Source organism: Serratia sp. H1w (genome assembly GCF_000633355.1).
GTDB lineage: Bacteria > Pseudomonadota > Gammaproteobacteria > Enterobacterales > Enterobacteriaceae > Chania.
Map to the genome: position 1 here is coordinate 16824 of NZ_AYMQ01000037.1, position 17325 is coordinate 34148.

The 17325-nt window shown below is 52.5% G+C and carries 18 protein-coding genes; 9 read left to right on the plus strand and 9 right to left on the minus strand.

The genetic code is table 11. From position 1 onward, the window contains the following. The first annotated feature begins 8 nt into the window (after positions 1 to 8). The 4 genes from sppA to U869_RS0105955 all read left to right on the plus strand — a co-directional run bounded on the left by sppA (position 9) and on the right by U869_RS0105955 (position 5135). Positions 9 to 1862: a signal peptide peptidase SppA gene (gene sppA, locus U869_RS0105940; protein ID WP_025121013.1), complete on the plus strand. Its 1854-nt coding sequence runs from the start codon at positions 9 to 11 to the stop codon at positions 1860 to 1862. Positions 1863 to 1954: 92 nt separating this feature from the next. Next, a complete protein-coding gene (gene ansA, locus U869_RS0105945; RefSeq protein ID WP_025121014.1) occupies positions 1955 to 2971 on the plus strand; it encodes an asparaginase in 1017 nt (338 codons plus the stop codon). Positions 2972 to 2988: 17 nt separating this feature from the next. Beyond that, entirely contained in the window at positions 2989 to 3621 is a 633-nt protein-coding gene (pncA, locus tag U869_RS0105950; RefSeq protein WP_025121015.1) for a bifunctional nicotinamidase/pyrazinamidase, read from the plus strand. Between the two features lie 233 nt (positions 3622 to 3854). Next, positions 3855 to 5135, plus strand: coding sequence for a glycoside hydrolase family 18 protein (locus U869_RS0105955; RefSeq protein ID WP_025121016.1), 1281 nt, complete (start codon positions 3855 to 3857; stop codon positions 5133 to 5135). Positions 5136 to 5176: 41 nt separating this feature from the next. On the opposite strand, the gene U869_RS0105960 is transcribed toward U869_RS0105955, so the two are convergent. Together U869_RS0105960 and msrB are read right to left on the minus strand one after the other, a co-directional pair. Continuing rightward, entirely contained in the window at positions 5177 to 5449 is a 273-nt protein-coding gene (locus U869_RS0105960; protein WP_025121017.1) for a YeaC family protein, read from the minus strand. 64 nt (positions 5450 to 5513) lie between these two features. Beyond that, complete coding sequence (gene msrB / locus U869_RS0105965) at positions 5514 to 5927, minus strand: peptide-methionine (R)-S-oxide reductase MsrB (RefSeq protein ID WP_025121018.1); 414 nt, start codon at positions 5925 to 5927, stop codon at positions 5514 to 5516. A gap of 347 nt (positions 5928 to 6274) precedes the next feature. Here msrB and gapA point away from each other — a divergent pair, with 347 nt between their 5' ends. Next, a complete protein-coding gene (gene gapA / locus U869_RS0105970) occupies positions 6275 to 7270 on the plus strand; it encodes a glyceraldehyde-3-phosphate dehydrogenase (RefSeq protein ID WP_029987603.1) in 996 nt (331 codons plus the stop codon). Positions 7271 to 7550: 280 nt separating this feature from the next. Then, entirely contained in the window at positions 7551 to 8426 is an 876-nt protein-coding gene (locus U869_RS0105975) for a D-hexose-6-phosphate mutarotase (RefSeq protein ID WP_025121019.1), read from the plus strand. Positions 8427 to 8546: 120 nt separating this feature from the next. On the opposite strand, the gene U869_RS0105980 is transcribed toward U869_RS0105975, so the two are convergent. Beyond that, positions 8547 to 9311 carry a MipA/OmpV family protein gene (locus tag U869_RS0105980; RefSeq protein WP_025121020.1) on the minus strand — a complete coding sequence of 255 codons (765 nt, stop codon included), beginning with the start codon at positions 9309 to 9311 and terminating at the stop codon, positions 8547 to 8549. Positions 9312 to 9746: 435 nt separating this feature from the next. On the opposite strand from U869_RS0105980, the gene yeaG reads away from it, so the two are divergent. Both yeaG and U869_RS0105990 read left to right on the plus strand, forming a co-directional pair. Then, positions 9747 to 11681: a protein kinase YeaG gene (gene yeaG, locus U869_RS0105985; protein WP_025121021.1), complete on the plus strand. Its 1935-nt coding sequence runs from the start codon at positions 9747 to 9749 to the stop codon at positions 11679 to 11681. 117 nt (positions 11682 to 11798) lie between these two features. Beyond that, positions 11799 to 13067, plus strand: coding sequence for a YeaH/YhbH family protein (locus tag U869_RS0105990; RefSeq protein ID WP_025121022.1), 1269 nt, complete (start codon positions 11799 to 11801; stop codon positions 13065 to 13067). 212 nt (positions 13068 to 13279) lie between these two features. Here U869_RS0105990 and U869_RS0105995 read toward each other — a convergent pair whose 3' ends face one another. The 6 genes from U869_RS0105995 to cspA all read right to left on the minus strand — a co-directional run bounded on the left by U869_RS0105995 (position 13280) and on the right by cspA (position 16756). Next, positions 13280 to 13714 carry a DUF2570 family protein gene (locus U869_RS0105995; protein ID WP_025121023.1) on the minus strand — a complete coding sequence of 145 codons (435 nt, stop codon included), beginning with the start codon at positions 13712 to 13714 and terminating at the stop codon, positions 13280 to 13282. Between the two features lie 236 nt (positions 13715 to 13950). Further along, a complete protein-coding gene (locus U869_RS0106000; protein WP_025121024.1) occupies positions 13951 to 14202 on the minus strand; it encodes a hypothetical protein in 252 nt (83 codons plus the stop codon). 89 nt (positions 14203 to 14291) lie between these two features. Then, entirely contained in the window at positions 14292 to 14954 is a 663-nt protein-coding gene (locus tag U869_RS0106005) for an anti-sigma factor domain-containing protein (protein WP_025121025.1), read from the minus strand. After that, positions 14951 to 15505: a sigma-70 family RNA polymerase sigma factor gene (locus tag U869_RS0106010; RefSeq protein ID WP_025121026.1), complete on the minus strand. Its 555-nt coding sequence runs from the start codon at positions 15503 to 15505 to the stop codon at positions 14951 to 14953. The genes U869_RS0106005 and U869_RS0106010 overlap by 4 nt, the downstream gene beginning before the upstream one ends. 64 nt (positions 15506 to 15569) lie before the next feature. Beyond that, positions 15570 to 16130, minus strand: coding sequence for a fasciclin domain-containing protein (locus U869_RS0106015; protein ID WP_025121027.1), 561 nt, complete (start codon positions 16128 to 16130; stop codon positions 15570 to 15572). A 413-nt stretch (positions 16131 to 16543) separates the two neighbouring features. Then, entirely contained in the window at positions 16544 to 16756 is a 213-nt protein-coding gene (gene cspA, locus U869_RS0106020; protein ID WP_025121028.1) for an RNA chaperone/antiterminator CspA, read from the minus strand. Positions 16757 to 17114: 358 nt separating this feature from the next. Here cspA and U869_RS30485 point away from each other — a divergent pair, with 358 nt between their 5' ends. Continuing rightward, positions 17115 to 17291 (plus strand): GhoT/OrtT family toxin, encoded by a 177-nt coding sequence (locus tag U869_RS30485; RefSeq protein WP_025121029.1) that lies wholly within the window; start codon positions 17115 to 17117, stop codon positions 17289 to 17291. The last annotated feature ends 34 nt before the right edge of the window (positions 17292 to 17325 follow it).

Below are 17325 nucleotides of genomic sequence, written 5' to 3' on the forward strand. Positions count from 1 at the left end.
GAGAGCACATGCGCACATTGGGGCGAATTATTGCAGGCATTTTCAGATGGACATGGCGTCTGCTGAATTTTGTCAGGGAACTTATCCTCAACTTGTTCCTGATTTTTTTGATCCTGATCGGGGTCGGTATTTATCTTTCACTCCAAGGCAGTTCTTCGGTAGAAACACCGCGTGGCGCACTGCTGGTCGATCTCAGCGGTGTGGTGGTCGATCAACCTTCGGTAAACAACCGCGTTCGCCAGTGGGGCCGTGAACTGCTGGGCGCCTCCAGCAATCGTCTGCAGGAAAATTCACTGTTTGACCTGGTGGATACCATTCGCAAGGCCAAAGATGACAAAAACATCACCGGGATGGTATTGCAGCTGAATGACTTTGCCGGGGCCGACCAACCTTCTCTGCAATATATCGGTAAAGCGCTGCGTGAATTCCGCGACAGTGGTAAGCCGATCTACGCCATCGGCGATAGTTATAACCAGACGCAATACTATCTGGCCAGCTACGCCAACAAGATCTACCTGTCACCGCAGGGTGCCGTCGATCTGCATGGTTTCGCGACCAATAACCTTTACTACAAATCCCTGCTGGAAAAATTGAAGGTCACCACCAATATTTTCCGTGTGGGCACTTATAAATCGGCCGTAGAGCCGCTGATCCGTGACGATATGTCACCAGCAGCGCGGGAAGCCGATAGCCGCTGGGTCGGTGGGCTGTGGCAAAACTACCTGGATACGGTGGCGGCTAACCGTCAACTCACTCCAGCTCAGTTGTTCCCTGGCGCGGCAGATATTCTTGTTGGCTTAAAAGCGGCCGGTGGCGATACCGCGCAGTTCGCTCTCAACAGCAAACTGGTCGATGAACTGGCATCCCGCACTGCGATAGAAACCCAACTAGTGAAAACTTTCGGTTGGGACAAGCAGAGCAACGACTTCAATGCAGTCAGCATCTACGATTATCAGCCGCAACCAGCGCCGGATCAGGGCGGTGAGATCGCCGTTGTCCTGGTCAACGGTGCCATCATGGATGGCCAACAGACGCCAGGTTCGGTCGGTGGCGATACCACGGCGGCACAATTGCGTCAGGCTCGTCTGGATCCGAAAATCAAAGCCGTCATTCTGCGCGTCAATAGCCCTGGCGGCAGCGTCAGCGCTTCAGAAGTGATCCGCTCCGAGTTGGCCGCAGTACGTGCCGCAGGTAAACCGGTAGTCGTTTCCATGGGCGGGATGGCCGCATCTGGCGGTTATTGGGTTTCGACCCCGGCAGATTACATTATTGCCAGCCCGAGCACCCTCACCGGCTCCATCGGCATCTTTGGCGTCATCAACACCTTTGAAAACACGCTGGACAGCGTTGGGGTACATACCGACGGCGTGGCAACTTCACCACTGGCCGATCTGTCAGTAACCAAAGCCCTGCCACCAGAGTTCTCACAGATGATGCAGTTGAACATCGAGAACGGTTACAAAAACTTCATCAACCTGGTGGCAACCGCACGGAAGATGACGCCGGAACAGGTAGACCAAATTGCTCAGGGCCATGTCTGGATCGGTAGCGACGCCAAGAAAAATGGTCTGGTCGATCAACTGGGTGACTTTGACGACGCCGTGAAGAAAGCGGCCGAACTGGCCAAGCTGTCGCAGTGGCAACTCAACTGGTTTATTGATGCCCCAAGCATGACCGATATGATCCTCAGCCAGTTTGGCGTGTCGATCCACGCCATGCTGCCTGCGGCGATCCAGTCAATGCTACCAGCCCCTCTGGCATCGGTGGCGTTGGCGGTGAAAGAACAGCCTGGCCTGTTTAATAACCTGAACGATCCGCAGCATCGTTATGCCATATGCCTGACTTGCGGAGAGGTCCGTTAACAAATAAATCTCTAGCCCGGCATCTGCCGGGCTTTTTTTCTGCTGCTTTCTCCCTATAATTCAGCCTATCTGACAGCCACAAGATCGAAGCCATGCAAAAGAAATCCATTTACGTCGCCTATACCGGTGGCACTATCGGTATGCAGCGTTCCGAACAGGGCTACATCCCGGTTTCCGGCCACCTGCAGCGCCAGTTGGCGTTAATGCCCGAGTTCCATCGGCCTGAAATGCCGGATTTCACCATTCATGAATACGCCCCGCTGATCGACTCTTCGGATATGACGCCCGAAGACTGGCAGCATATTGCCGACGACATCAAACAGAATTACGCCCTCTATGACGGCTTTGTTATTCTGCACGGTACCGACACCATGGCGTTTACCGCCTCGGCGCTGTCCTTTATGCTGGAGAATCTGGATAAGCCGGTTATCGTGACCGGTTCGCAAATCCCACTGGCGGAATTGCGCTCCGACGGCCAGACCAACCTGTTGAATGCGCTCTATCTGGCCGCCAACCATCCGGTGAATGAGGTCAGCCTGTTTTTCAATAACAAGCTGTTCCGTGGCAACCGCACCACCAAGGCACATGCCGACGGTTTTGAAGCCTTTGCCTCCCCCAATCTGCCGCCGCTGTTGGAAGCCGGGATCCACATCCGTCGTCAGACCGGCATTGCCTCTCCGGTGTGCAACGGGGAATTGATCGTGCATAACATCACACCGCAGCCAATCGGTGTGGTGACGATTTATCCGGGAATTTCCGGTGCTGTGGTGCGCAACTTCCTGCTGCAACCGGTTAAAGCCCTGATCCTGCGCTCTTACGGTGTCGGCAACGCGCCGCAAAAGGCGGAACTGGTGGATGAATTGCGCGATGCCTCCGAGCGTGGCATCGTAGTGGTCAACCTGACCCAATGTATCTCCGGCCGGGTCAATATGGAGGGCTATGCGACGGGTAATGCCCTGGCCCATGCCGGCGTGATCAGCGGTTTTGATATGACGGTAGAAGCCGCGCTGACCAAATTGCATTACCTGTTGAGCCAACCCTTAACCCCGGACGAGATCCGCAGCCTGATGCAACAAGACTTGCGTGGCGAACTGAGCGCTGCTGGCTAATCGGAGTGGAACAATATATGAAGACAGCCCTGTTGCTGATCGATTTGCAAAACGACTTTTGCCCTGGTGGCGCTTTGGGTGTGGTTGAAGGTGATGCCACCATTGCCGTCGCCAATCAGGCCATTGCAGCCTGCCTGGCCCGTAACGACACGGTGATCGCCAGCCAGGATTGGCATCCGGCGGAGCATCGCAGCTTTGCGATCAACTCCAACGCACAGGTTGGTACGCTTGGGGAGCTTGAAGGCCTGCCCCAGGTTTGGTGGCCGGTGCATTGCGTTCAGGGTAGCCTTGGCGCAGATCTTCACGCTCAGCTTGATCGGCAATCTATTGAGGCGATCTTCCGTAAGGGTGAAGACCCGGATATTGATAGCTATAGCGCCTTCTTCGACAACGGCCATCGGGCGCAAACGGCGCTCGATGGCTGGCTGAAGGAGCGAGACATTACGCAGCTTGCCGTCATGGGGCTGGCCACCGATTATTGTGTCAAGTTCAGCGTGTTGGATGCGCTACGCTTGGGTTACCAGACTCAGGTCATTATTGATGGCTGTCGCGGCGTCAATTTGCAACCCGATGACAGCGAGCAGGCATTGGCGGCCATGCAATCTGCTGGCGCACAATTAGTGACGCTGTCACAATTTATTCAACGCTAATCGTTTCTGGGGCAGTTTGAGCTTAGCTGCCCCATCCCCCGCATTATTTCGACGCTGCTCACATTCTCACCATTCTTCTGCACTGCGGTCTTGTCCCCTCCCGCCTCTTTTGCTGTTATGGCTGCTGATGCCTTGGCATCAACTAGTTATACGCATCCGGGGCCATCAGAGCCCGGCTTTAATGATACCGCCCTGAGCGGTTCAGGTCAGCCTTGCTGACCAAAGGAGATAACATGGCTTTAACCCGTAAACTGCTGCCCATGCTGGTAGCGGTGCAACTCAGTATGGCTGGTGCAGGCATTGCGCACGCCGCTTCTTATCTTTCTGTCGGCTACTTCAATGGCGGTGGCGACGTAACCGCCGGGCCTGGTGGCGATATCAACCAGTTGGACGTCAGACAGATCACTCATCTCAACTATTCTTTCGGCCTGATTTATAACGCAGAGAAAGAGGAAACCAACCCGGCGCTGCAAGATCCTTCACGACTGCACCAAATCTACCTTTCCCCTAAAGTGGAGGCAGACTTAAAGTTGCTCCCCATATTACGTAAGCAAAACCCGGAGTTGAAGGTGTTGCTTTCCGTTGGTGGCTGGGGAGCTCGTGGTTTCTCTGGCGCAGCGGCAACGCCGGAGAGCCGAGCGGTGTTTATCCGTTCGGTGCAGGACGTGATCGCCAAGTATCAGCTCGATGGTATCGATCTCGATTGGGAATACCCGGTGAATGGGGCCTGGGGATTGGTGGAAAGCCAGCCTGCTGACCGCGCCAACTTCACCGCCCTGCTGGGCGAATTGCATCAGGCGCTGGGTAAAGAAAAACTACTGACCATCGCCGTGGGAGCCAACGTCAAAAGTCCGCAGGAATGGGTGGACGTCAAGGCTATTGCGCCCTATCTGGACTACATCAATCTGATGACCTACGACATGGCGTACGGTACCCAGTATTTCAACTCCAATCTCTATGATTCCAAACAGTGGCCGACCGTGGCCGCTGCCGACAAGTACAGCGCTGACTTCGTGGTCAACAACTATCTGGCCGCCGGGCTGAAGCCCGCGCAGCTCAATCTGGGGATCGGTTTCTATGGCCGGGTACCTAAACGCGCCACCGAACCGGGTATTGATTGGGATGTGGCAGATGCGGCCAAACATCCCGTCACCCAACCCTATTTCACCACGCGTGAAAAAGACATCTTCAAGTCGCTGGGCGTGGATTTGGATAAAGACACCTACATCAAGTACAACGATATCGTAGGCAAGATGCTGAAGGATCCACAGCGGCGTTTCAGCGCGCATTGGGATAACGACGCCAAAGTCCCCTACCTGATGATGAAATCAGCCGAAGGCAAGCCGCTGTTCGCGATTGGCTATGAGAACCCGCGCTCGGTAGCCATCAAGGCCGAGTACATCAAGAGCAAAGGATTGGGAGGAGCGATGTTCTGGGAATATGGTGCCGACGACAACAACCGCCTGGCCCATCAACTGGCCGAAACCTTGGGCATAAGCCCGCCGAAGAAATAAAACCGGCGGGGCGATGGCAACATCGCCCCGCCAGCAAGCAATTACTGTGGTTTCAGCTTGACCAACGGCTCAGCGATAAACTGCTGCTTCAGCTCCTGTTTGCTTTTCATCACGATTTGCCCGTCGGTGCCAATGCTCATATGCTGCGGGTCCGCATTGTTCATCGACTGCCACAGCATCACCGCTTGCAGGCTGTGTTCTTTTTGCTCTGGCGTTAATGCCACACCATCCGGCCACTTGCCCAGTTCCACGGCCAGCACCAGTCGCTGGTAGATTTCCGGCGTCATGGCCGCAATCAGATCTTTTACTTCCATCAGAGCATTTCCTCACCCACGGATGAATAATTAGCTGAATCGATTTTGTTGGTTTAGTTACAGCCTAGCCTGCCGTCTGCTCGCCATTCTCATCGTCGGTGAAATTCAGTGACGCGGAGTTAACACAATAACGTTCGCCAGTTGGCTGCGGGCCATCGGGGAACACATGTCCCAAATGCGCGTCACAGCTGCCACAGCGGATCTCAACGCGATGCATATTATGCGAGTTATCATCAAGATAGCGAATAGCGTCATCCGAAACCGGTTGATAGAAGCTTGGCCAGCCACAGCCTGAATCAAACTTGCTGGCGGAGAAGAACAGCGGCGCATTACAGCACAGGCAATGGTACACGCCCTCACGCTGGTTGTGCAGTAATTTACCGGTATAGGGGGCTTCAGTGCCACGCTCTTGCGTCACATACCGTTGGATTTCATTCAGTTCGGTGCGCGGAGAATTAGGGGTTATCTCTTTAGCCATTTGTGCTATTCCCGGAATGTGGATAATGTCAACGAAAACAATGAGTAATAATAACAAAAAATTAACAACGTTGCAGGCCTTTTTAGCCTAAACTGTACGGCATAAAGGTTACGCTGCCGCCATATGTGACTTTGATCACATATCCTGCACGTACTGACTTTATACTTGGCGGTTTGCCCCCATATGTATTGGAGGCCAAACGTAAATGGAATGTGCGATTTGTGGGCAAATCAGGGCTTCTGATTTGACTTGCAGCAAGAATTGACACGATTCCGCTTGACGCTGGGTAAGGTTTTTGTAATTTTACAACCAACCTTTTATTCACTAACAAATAGCTGGTGGAATATATGACTATCAAAGTAGGTATCAACGGTTTTGGCCGTATCGGTCGCATTGTTTTCCGTGCTGCTCAGGAACGTTCTGACATCGAAATCGTTGCAATCAACGATCTGTTAGATGCAGAGTACATGGCTTACATGCTGAAGTATGACTCTACTCACGGCCGTTTCGACGGTACTGTAGAAGTTAAAGACGGCCACCTGGTTGTTAACGGCAAAACCATCCGTTGTACCTCAGAAAGAGATCCGGCTAACCTGAAGTGGAACGAAGTCAACGTTGACATCGTTGCTGAAGCAACTGGCCTGTTCCTGACTGACGAAACTGCACGTAAACACATCGCTGCAGGTGCTAAGAAAGTTGTTCTGACTGGTCCATCTAAAGATGACACCCCTATGTTCGTTATGGGCGTGAACCACAAATCTTACGCTGGCCAAGAAATCGTTTCCAACGCTTCTTGTACCACCAACTGCCTGGCACCACTGGCTAAAGTTATCAACGACAAGTTCGGCATCGTTGAAGCTCTGATGACCACTGTGCATGCAACTACCGCAACTCAGAAAACCGTTGATGGCCCGTCTCACAAAGACTGGCGCGGCGGCCGCGGCGCATCCCAGAACATCATCCCTTCTTCTACCGGTGCTGCTAAAGCAGTAGGTAAAGTCATCCCAGAACTGAACGGCAAACTGACCGGTATGGCGTTCCGCGTTCCTACCCCGAACGTGTCTGTAGTTGACCTGACTGCCCGTCTGGCAAAACCAGCTTCTTACAAAGAAATCTGTGCTGCTATCAAAGCCGCTTCAGAAGGCGAGCTGAAAGGCGTGCTGGGCTACACTGAAGACGAAGTGGTTTCTACCGATTTCAACGGCGAGAAACTGACTTCTGTATTCGATGCTAAAGCCGGTATCGCGCTGAGCGACACCTTTGTGAAACTGGTTTCTTGGTACGACAACGAAACCGGCTACTCAAACAAAGTACTGGACCTGATCGCTCACATCTCCAAGTAATGGCATGATGCGAAGCTGATTATCAAGGGCGACTCTAAGTCGCCCTTTTTATACCCGTCGTCTTTCAAGCCACAGCGTTGTTACCTGCGCAGCTATTCGCCCCATCCCTGGGCCTCACCCCTGCGGGGCCGCTGTGTACAGCGTTCAAATCTGTTCCAAACAGATTTGTCACACCCCAGTCACAATAGTAAGCTCCTGGGGATGAGTAATCTTGTCGCCTAGCTGTGACTTGAAATCCATAGGGTAACTTTGTTTTTTGCGGTGAAAAGAAGGCAACAACATGAACGAAAAAATCTTCACGCTACCCGTTACCGAACAAATCTCTCCGTTTATCAGCCAACGTCAGTTGGACGAACTGCCCGTGGTGGTAGTTTCCCACCCGAAAGTCCGCGCAGCAATTACCCTGCAAGGGGCGCATTTACTGGCCTGGCAGCCAAGCGGTGACAAACCGGTTCTCTGGCTGAGCAACAACACTCCATTTAAAAACGGCGTGGCGATCCGCGGCGGCGTTCCGATCTGCTGGCCTTGGTTTGGCCCGGCAGGCAGTCCTTCCCACGGCTTTGCTCGTAACCAGCCGTGGCAGTTGACCGCCCATGATGAAGACGAAAACGGCGTGATCCTGACCTTCACGCTGCAAGATAACGAACAAACCCGCAAATTGTGGCCACACGCTTTCACGCTGATAGCTCGCTTCAAGCTGGGTGAAGAGTGTGAGATGGAACTGGAGTCACACGGTGACTACCAGGCTACTGCCGCGCTGCATACCTATTTCCAGATCGGCGACATCGACAAGGTGAAAATTGCCGGCCTGGGCGAGCATTATATCGATAAGGTCGCCAAGGGGATTGAGGCACGCCAGATTGGCGAGCTGGAGTTTACCGGGCAGACCGATCGCATCTACACCCAGGCCACGCCTTGCAGCCTGATCAAGGATCCGGTATTGCAACGTACCATTGAGGTCAATCACCACCATATGAGTGATGTGATCGCCTGGAACCCGGGCGTTGAGCTTTCATGCAGCATGGCAGACATGCCAAACGATGGTTACAAAACCATGGTCTGCGTTGAGACCGGGCGTGTAAGCAAGCCGCTGATCGCTTCCGGGGAGCAACCTGCCCGCCTGGCGATGAAAATCCGTAGCATAAAAAACAACTGATCACACAGGGGCGAACGCGCCGCCCCTTTCCTCCGATCATCCTGCACCTCAGATGTGCAAAAGGGGCGTTTCCGCCCCTTTTTGATGCATCCGGCGCACCAGAATAATGCACTGCCCGGCTTAGAAGGTGTAAGTCACACCCGTCCACAGCATACCGGTATAAGTTTCATCCACCATTGGGCTGTCTTTAACTTCACTCGACAGGCTAGAAAGGCGACCAGTGAAGAAGGCATTCCAGTTGGCGTTGATATTATAGTTGGTAGAGATTTCCACATAGGGCGACCAGCTATCGCTTGGCTTATAGCTGTCGAAAGTGCTACGGCGAGATTCCTCACCGTTGATGCCATAGTAGTATTGGTTCTGGTTGGAGCTGTTCCAGTTAACCCCGACGCCAGGGGCAAAGCTCCAGGAGCCCACTCGGAATTTGTACAGATAGGCAATATCGCCCACCAGACCGTTACTGTTATCCAGAACATCACCGGAGAAAGCGGTACGGATCGTCCCCCACTCGGCATTATGTGTGAACGCCACACCGGCCATAACGGTGCTGTGACGCTTGTCCAACTGCTTCATGCGGTCGTCGTCACTGTCGCCTGGCTTATAGTGCAGCGGCGAGTAATACGTGATCAGGCTCAGATGATTTTGCTTATCTTTCCACAGGTTGTAACCCGCCAACAGCGTATGGAAGTAAAAATCATCACCATCGTAATTGATAATCGGAACGGGATAGACACGATCCTGATAACCACGGTAAGGGTCCGGGCTGACCAGCGCTGAAGCGCCGAGTGACCAGTTGCCTGCCTGAGCACTGTGCGCACAAACCATTGCGGAAGCGAAAATTGCTAGCGTTTTGAGTTTAGATATCTTCACAGGTTCTTTTTCCATACATAACAAGGGACAATTAATGGCGATAGTTTATGTGAAAATGTGAATTATTGCCGGATCTTTACAATATAAAACGATGAAGATCGAATAACTTAGAACGGAAACATGAATTATTGATGGCAAAATGATGACGATTTTTGCCGCAAGCCGCGCCAGACAAGGCATTTGCCGCCCCTCCTCCCAACTGAGTCATTGAAATGACTTAAAAAAGACCGTTTCTCTTGCAGGAAATTTTCCAGTATGCAACTAAGCTTAAAATCAGAAGGTGAAATTAGCCTGAGCCCAGTGGCAATACAGCGCAACTCGCGATAATAAGCGCACCAAGTTGGCATACGAGTTGCTGTACTCAGAGATAGCTTCACGCTTTCGGGAGCCAGAATACCAACACCAGCTCCTTTATTAACCTGTGCTAATAACGAAAGGACGGGCATCGCCATGAACATATTTGACCACTATCGCCAGCGCTACGAAGCTGCCAAGGACGAAGAGTTCACACTGCAGGAATTTCTTACCATCTGCCGGCAAGATCGCAGTGCATATGCCAATGCGGCAGAACGTCTACTCATGGCTATCGGTGAACCAGTAATGGTGGATACCGCGCTTGAGTCGCGTATGTCTCGCCTGTTCTCCAACCGCGTGATCGCACGCTATCCGGCATTCGAGGAATTCTACGGCATGGAAGAGGCTATCGAACAGATAGTTTCTTACCTGAGACACGCCGCCCAGGGCCTCGAAGAGAAAAAACAAATTCTTTATCTGTTGGGCCCGGTGGGTGGCGGTAAATCCTCGCTGGCAGAACGGCTGAAAGCCTTGATGCAGCGCGTACCGATTTACACCCTGAGCGCCAACGGCGAGCGCAGCCCGGTCAATGACCATCCGCTGTGCCTGTTCAACCCGCAGGAGGATGCCACTATTCTGGAAAAAGAATACAACATCCCGACGCGCTACCTTGGCACCATTATGTCGCCGTGGGCCGCCAAACGCCTGCATGAGTTCGGTGGTGACATTACCAAATTCAAAGTGGTGAAGGTTCGTCCTTCGATACTGGAACAGATTGCCATCGCCAAAACCGAACCGGGCGATGAGAACAACCAGGATATTTCTGCGTTGGTCGGTAAAGTGGATATCCGCAAGTTGGAAAACCATGCGCAGAACGATCCGGATGCCTATGGCTACTCCGGTGCACTGTGCCGTGCCAACCAGGGGATCATGGAGTTCGTGGAGATGTTCAAAGCGCCAATCAAGGTGCTGCATCCTCTGCTGACTGCCACCCAGGAAGGTAACTACAACGGCACCGAGGGGATCTCTGCCCTGCCGTTCAGCGGCATTATCCTGGCTCACTCCAACGAATCGGAATGGGTGACCTTCCGCAACAACAAAAATAACGAGGCCTTCCTCGACCGTGTTTACATCGTCAAGGTGCCTTACTGCCTGCGGGTGTCGGAAGAGATTAGAATCTACGACAAACTGCTGGATAACAGCGAACTGACCCATGCGCCTTGCGCCCCTGGCACGTTGGAAACGCTGGCTCGCTTTACCGTGCTGTCGCGGATGAAAGAGCCAGACAACTCCAGCATCTATTCGAAGATGCGTGTCTATGATGGTGAAAGCCTGAAAGACACCGATCCGAAGGCCAAGTCGTATCAGGAATATCGCGACTATGCCGGGGTGGACGAAGGGATGAACGGTCTTTCGACCCGTTTCGCCTTCAAGATCCTGTCACGGGTATTCAACTTTGACCATGCCGAGGTGGCGGCCAACCCGGTACACCTGTTCTACATTCTGGAACAGCAGATCGAGCGCGAGCAGTTCCCGCAGGATCTGGCTGAGAAATACCTGGAGCACCTGAAAGGTTATCTGATCCCGAAATACGCCGAATTTATCGGCAAAGAGATCCAGACCGCCTATCTGGAATCCTACTCGGAATACGGTCAGAACATTTTTGACCGCTACGTGACCTATGCAGACTTCTGGATCCAGGATCAGGAGTACCGTGATCCAGATACCGGACAGCTGTTTGACCGCGAATCGCTGAACGCTGAACTGGAGAAAATCGAGAAGCCTGCGGGTATAAGCAACCCGAAAGATTTCCGCAACGAAATCGTCAACTTTGTCCTGCGTGCCCGTGCCAATAACAGCGGCCGGAATCCGAACTGGACCAGTTACGAGAAGCTGCGTACGGTCATCGAGAAGAAAATGTTCTCGAACACCGAAGAGCTGCTGCCAGTCATTTCCTTTAATGCTAAAACCTCAACGGATGAGCAGAAAAAACACGATGACTTCGTCGACCGGATGATGGAGAAAGGCTACACCCGCAAGCAGGTTCGTCTACTGTGTGAATGGTATCTGCGGGTGAGAAAATCTTCATAAACCTGCGCTATGACGTCATAGATAGCCTGTATACCCAGTGGCTTTCGGGTTGTAGTCTCGCGGCTACAGCCTGAAAGACTCAGGTAGAGAAAGTTGGCAACGTTGTTTGGGGGATGTATGGCGTATTTCATTGACCGACGGCTGAATGGCAAAAACAAGAGCATGGTGAACCGCCAGCGCTTCTTGCGTCGCTATAAGTCGCAAATCAAACAGTCGATTGCCGAAGCCATCAACAAGCGTTCGGTCACCGACGTGGATAGCGGGGAGTCGGTATCGATTCCCGGTGGCGATATCAACGAGCCAATGTTTCATCAAGGGCGCGGCGGTAAACGCCATCGCGTTCATCCAGGTAACGATCACTTCGTGCAGAATGACCGCGTTGAACGCCCGCAGGGCGGCGGCGGAGGGGGTGGCGGTCAGGGTAATGCCAGCCAGGATGGAGATGGCCAGGACGAGTTTGTCTTCCAGATCTCCAAAGATGAGTATCTTGACCTGCTGTTCGAGGATTTGGCGCTGCCTAACCTGAAGAAGAATCAGTATAAGCAGCTGACGGAATTCAAAACCCACCGTGCTGGCTACACCGCCAATGGCGTGCCAGCCAATATCAGCGTGGTGCGTTCACTGCAAAACTCGCTGGCGCGTCGAACCGCCATGACCGCCGGTAAGCGACGAGCGTTGCATGAGCTTGAAGATAGCCTTGCCCAGTTGGAAAACACCGAACCGGTGCAACTGCTGGAAGAGGAGCGCATGCGTAAGGAAATTGCCGAGTTACGCAAGAAAATCGACAGCGTGCCGTTTATCGACACCTTCGACCTGCGCTACAGAAACTACGAACGTCGGCCCGAACCCTCCAGCCAGGCGGTGATGTTCTGCCTGATGGACGTCTCTGGCTCGATGGATCAGGCCACCAAAGACATGGCCAAGCGCTTTTATATTCTGCTGTATCTGTTCCTCAGCCGAACCTATAAAAACGTCGAGGTGGTCTATATTCGCCACCACACTCAGGCCAAAGAGGTAGATGAACAGGAGTTCTTCTACTCACAGGAAACCGGCGGCACCATCGTTTCCAGCGCCTTGAAGCTGATGAACGAAGTGGTCGAAGAGCGTTACGATCCAGCGCAATGGAACATCTATGCGGCCCAGGCTTCGGATGGGGACAACTGGGCGGATGATTCTCCGCTGTGCCATGAGCTACTGTCAAAAAACATTCTGCCGATGGTGCGTTATTACAGCTATATCGAAATAACCCGTCGTGCTCACCAGACGCTGTGGCGCGAGTATGAGCATCTGCAAGCGACGTTTGAAAACTTCGCCATGCAGCATATCCGCGAGCCGGATGATATCTATCCGGTGTTCAGAGAGTTGTTCCACAAGCAGACCGCGTGAGTCGTGTTCATCAGCGAAAATGGCCAGCAACGAGAGTTAGCTGGCCGTTTTTTATGCTGTTGAGTCACCTTCGGCTTCAATGAATGTTTCTTAAGCCTCGTTGCCACTCAATCAATGCGTCGATCCTTGATGAGCAGATATCAAACTCACCCTGACTCACCTGCAAAGCCATAACGGCATCGCCAAAAGTCTCACCGGTAAACGGTGTCTTATCACAGTGCTGAAGCAATACCGCCGGCGGGTAAACGTAGATCAGTTGCGGAGCCGGTGGGACTGGCTTTGCTTGCTCCGCGCAGGATATCGAGAGCATCAGCAGGCAGCCGCTGATTGCTACAGTCGTTATCCTCCAACGCTTTGCGTAACGTTCTGTTCTCAGCATCCGCCTTTTCCCTCTTTTGCTGCTCAATCTTTAACTGTTGTTCGGTCGCCCGGCGATCGGCATCAGCGGCACCTTTTAGCGCCTGGATGGTTTCATCCCTGCCGAGCAATGCTGCGCTCAACGCCTCGTTATCTTTCTGAGACTGCTCTATGCCCGTATTCAAAACACCAATACGCTGGTGCATGCCAAACAATAGGGCCGCAAGCAGGCAGACCAATAATGGCTGCCAATGACCTTTGGAAAACTGAATTACTCCTGAAAGGCTCATGACAGCAACACCTCACGATCGGCAACACCTTGTCTATTTTTCTGCATGTGAATTCCTCCGCCGAAGCCATGCTACTGTTTGGATAAACAGTATCTCAAAGGAGAGGGATCAGGGATATTCACGAGGATTGTACTGGCCATGCCACAACTGGATGTCAGGGCTCTAGAGGCAAAAAATCTCACCGCAGCGAGATTTTTGGTGGTTCAAAAAAAGGTTTAAGCGCCGATGTTTAGCAGTCACAACAAATACCTGAAATCACGGATATCAGGGAACAACCCCACCGTTCTGAGATGCCGGTTACAGATAAACCAGATTTCATCGCGGTCATTAGAGAGTATGAAGTACGCGTCAGCGGTTTCCGAAGGGTTATACATTCCCAGTGCACGATAGGCCGTATTCGGGGTGAAGCCGCTCTCCAGCGGATAAGGTTTGGGCGCATTGTCCATCTGCACAACGCTTAGGTACAGCCCCTGCTCAATCCATATCATAACAACCCCTTTAACGACTATTGATGACTTGATTATGGTCGTTAAAAGCCATTATTGAGGCCGTTAGCAGAAAAAACATCGGCATAAAATCACAGAGACGTTAGCTGGCCGCTATACAACACGGGTCCAGTAGGAAGACCGGTAGGCGAGCCACCTGCCGGTTCCAGACTGATGGCAATGGTCATGCCCTGCGCCAAGGTCATAGAATTCAATGCTAGTTCGGTCGGTTTCTCTGCGGCAATCAGCCCTAAGGAACGAGGTTTTTCACCCGGCGGGATCGCCCACAGTTGCAGACTATTGGCTACGGCCAGCGATTGCGGATTAAGCGGGGTTAGTTTCAGATAACGTTTGGCACTGTCCATACTGACGATCCATTGTCCACCGCCCTGCTGCCCAGCATTGAGCACCACTGCCGGAGCAAAATCCTGCGGTTGAATGATAAAGCGCGGCACCAGCAGCAACGCCGCCAACCCAGCAGCCAACGCCCAACCCACATAACCCCAGGTCTTACGCCGCGCCGTTGCCTGAATCGGTAAGCTCAGACGAATCTTTTTCCATACACGCTCCGGCGGCGTTACCGGCGTCAGCGCATTGTCCAGTGGCGACAGCAGCGTTTGCCAGCGAGCAACCAAGGCAGCCAAGGCAGGCTCACGCTGTATACGCTGTTCAAAGTTCAGCCGCGCAGGGCCTCGCAACGTGCCCAAGGCGTATTCGGCGGCTAAAGCAGAGTCGTACTCCCCGGTGCTTTTCATAGGCCCACGCAGTCTTTCAGATGATCCAATGCCCGACGGATCCAGCTTTTTATCGTGCCGAGCGGCTGTTGCAGATGCGCCGAAACTTCGCCATGAGACAGCCCTTGATAGTAAGCCAGCACGATACTTTGACGCTGTTCGACATTAAGATGATTCAGACACTCGGCCAGCTTGCCAGCCTCCTCCCCCAGTAGCAGTTGGCTAACGGGCTCCTCCGTGCTATCCCCTTGGTCATCCAACCACTCATCTTCCACTTGCCCCGCACGGCCACCTGCTCCGCGTAACCAATCAATGGCCCGGTTACGAACAATATGCGTTAGCCAGGTCAACGGCGCACTGAGCTCAGGATCATAGCTGGCGGCACGATTCCATACGCTGATAAAGCTTTCGTGTAATACCTCTTCGGCCCACGACTGACGACGCAGCAAGCGTAAAGCAACGGCGAACAAACGCGGAGAGGTCTGCCGGTAGAGTTGTTCAAACGCGTTGCGGTCGCCAAGCGCAACGGCCTGCATCAATGCGACATGTTGGTCGGGGAGTGCTTTGCTCATGTCTTATCCTGTCGAGGTGCGGGCAGCCTTGTGGCAGCCTGCCTGCACCTAGTATAGACGGGATTTATTTTGGCAACAGCACGCTATCAATGACGTTGATCACACCATTTTTCTGATACACATCATAGGTACTGATATTGGCAATATGGCCTTGACCATCTTTGAGCTGAATATTGTGCGGGCCGTTGTTCATAATCCACAGCGGTTGACCATTCACTGTTTTCAGTTCGGCCGTACCGTGACCTTCCTTGATTTTTTTCTCCAGTTGTTTCATATCATAACGGCCTGCCACCACGTGGTAAGTCAGTACCCCAGTCAGCGCCGCCTTATTCTCCGGCTTGAGCAAGGTGTCTACCGTTCCGGCAGGCAGTTTGGCAAAGGCCTCATTGGTCGGGGCAAATACCGTAAATGGCCCCGTACCTTGCAGCGTATCGACCAAACCGGCAGCCTTCACCGCAGCAACCAGCGTAGTGTGATCTTTGGAATTGAGCGCATTTTCTACAATATTTTTGCTGGGATACATGGCAGCACCGCCAACCATTACCGTGTCGGACATCATGGCGGCCATTGAAACGCTACTGAACAACAGTGATGAACACAGGGCAGTACAGAGAAGCTTTTTCATGATCATATCCTCGAAGGGTGATGTGGGAAGATGTCCTCACATAGCCATATACGTAGTGAACGAGAATATTGGATGCAGCGATCGGAAAATATTTTTCGGACGAGGAAAAAAGACGTAAAAAAACCCCGGCGAGAGCGCCAGGGTTAGCAAGTAGTGCCGGTCGCTTTCCCGGCTGTCATGCTGCGGCGCAAGCGTCCATCGAACACTCCAGCATTGCACGGCCTAAGCACGACCTGGTCACAACAGAAAAACAGACTTGTGCGAAATCGGCTTTTCTGTCTACCCTCATTGCAAGAGGACAGTGTCAACCCCGGCACCAGGCCGGGATTGATGTGGTAACGTGATTATCGCTTGTCTGCTCCGGCTTATGCCATCATCGCTATTGCAAGTGTCAACCACGCTACCCAGTTACATTACAGTGCTGTAACGTTAACTGCTGATGGGCCTTTGGCGCCATTTTCGATGCTGAATTCAACCTGCTGGCCTTCATCAAGAGTCTTGTAATCATTACCCTGGATTGCAGAGAAGTGTACGAACACGTCTTTGCTGCCATCAGCAGGAGAAATGAAACCAAAACCTTTACCAGCGTCAAACCATTTTACTAAACCAGTCATTTTATTAGACATAGATACTTCCTTCATTATTTTTTAGGCCGCCATAATGGCGAATGAGGTCTGTAATTCAGTGGAAACTTATGGGGGCACTAGAAAAAAATTCGCGGAAGAAGAGGTATCTGTCGGATATCGCTAATACTGAGAACTACTTTACTAAAACTGCTTTCATAAGGTCTGTACTTCAAACCGATGGCGCTATTTACTCATAACCCAGAGTTATTAGCAAGTGCTATTTATAATTAATTTCAATAAAGCGGCATACCATCAAGGCAGCCAACCGCCCTGCGACCGCGTTTTTCGCTGCGTTAACGCATTGATTAGCACCGCTGAGCCGCCTAGAATGGGGCCAAAAATAACCGGGATCGTTTTCATGTCATCGCTGTGGGTAGTCACGCAATACGTTTATGTTATTGGTCTGATCGTTTCGATGATTTTCACTTTTCTGGTCAGCCGCGACACTCTTGCCATTCGCTTGCTCAGCGCGCTGATTATCGGCCTGACCTGGCCTCTCAGCCTGCCTGTGGTGCTATTATTCTCGCTGTTTTAACCACTCATCCCGCCAGCGTTCAGCGGGATGAGTC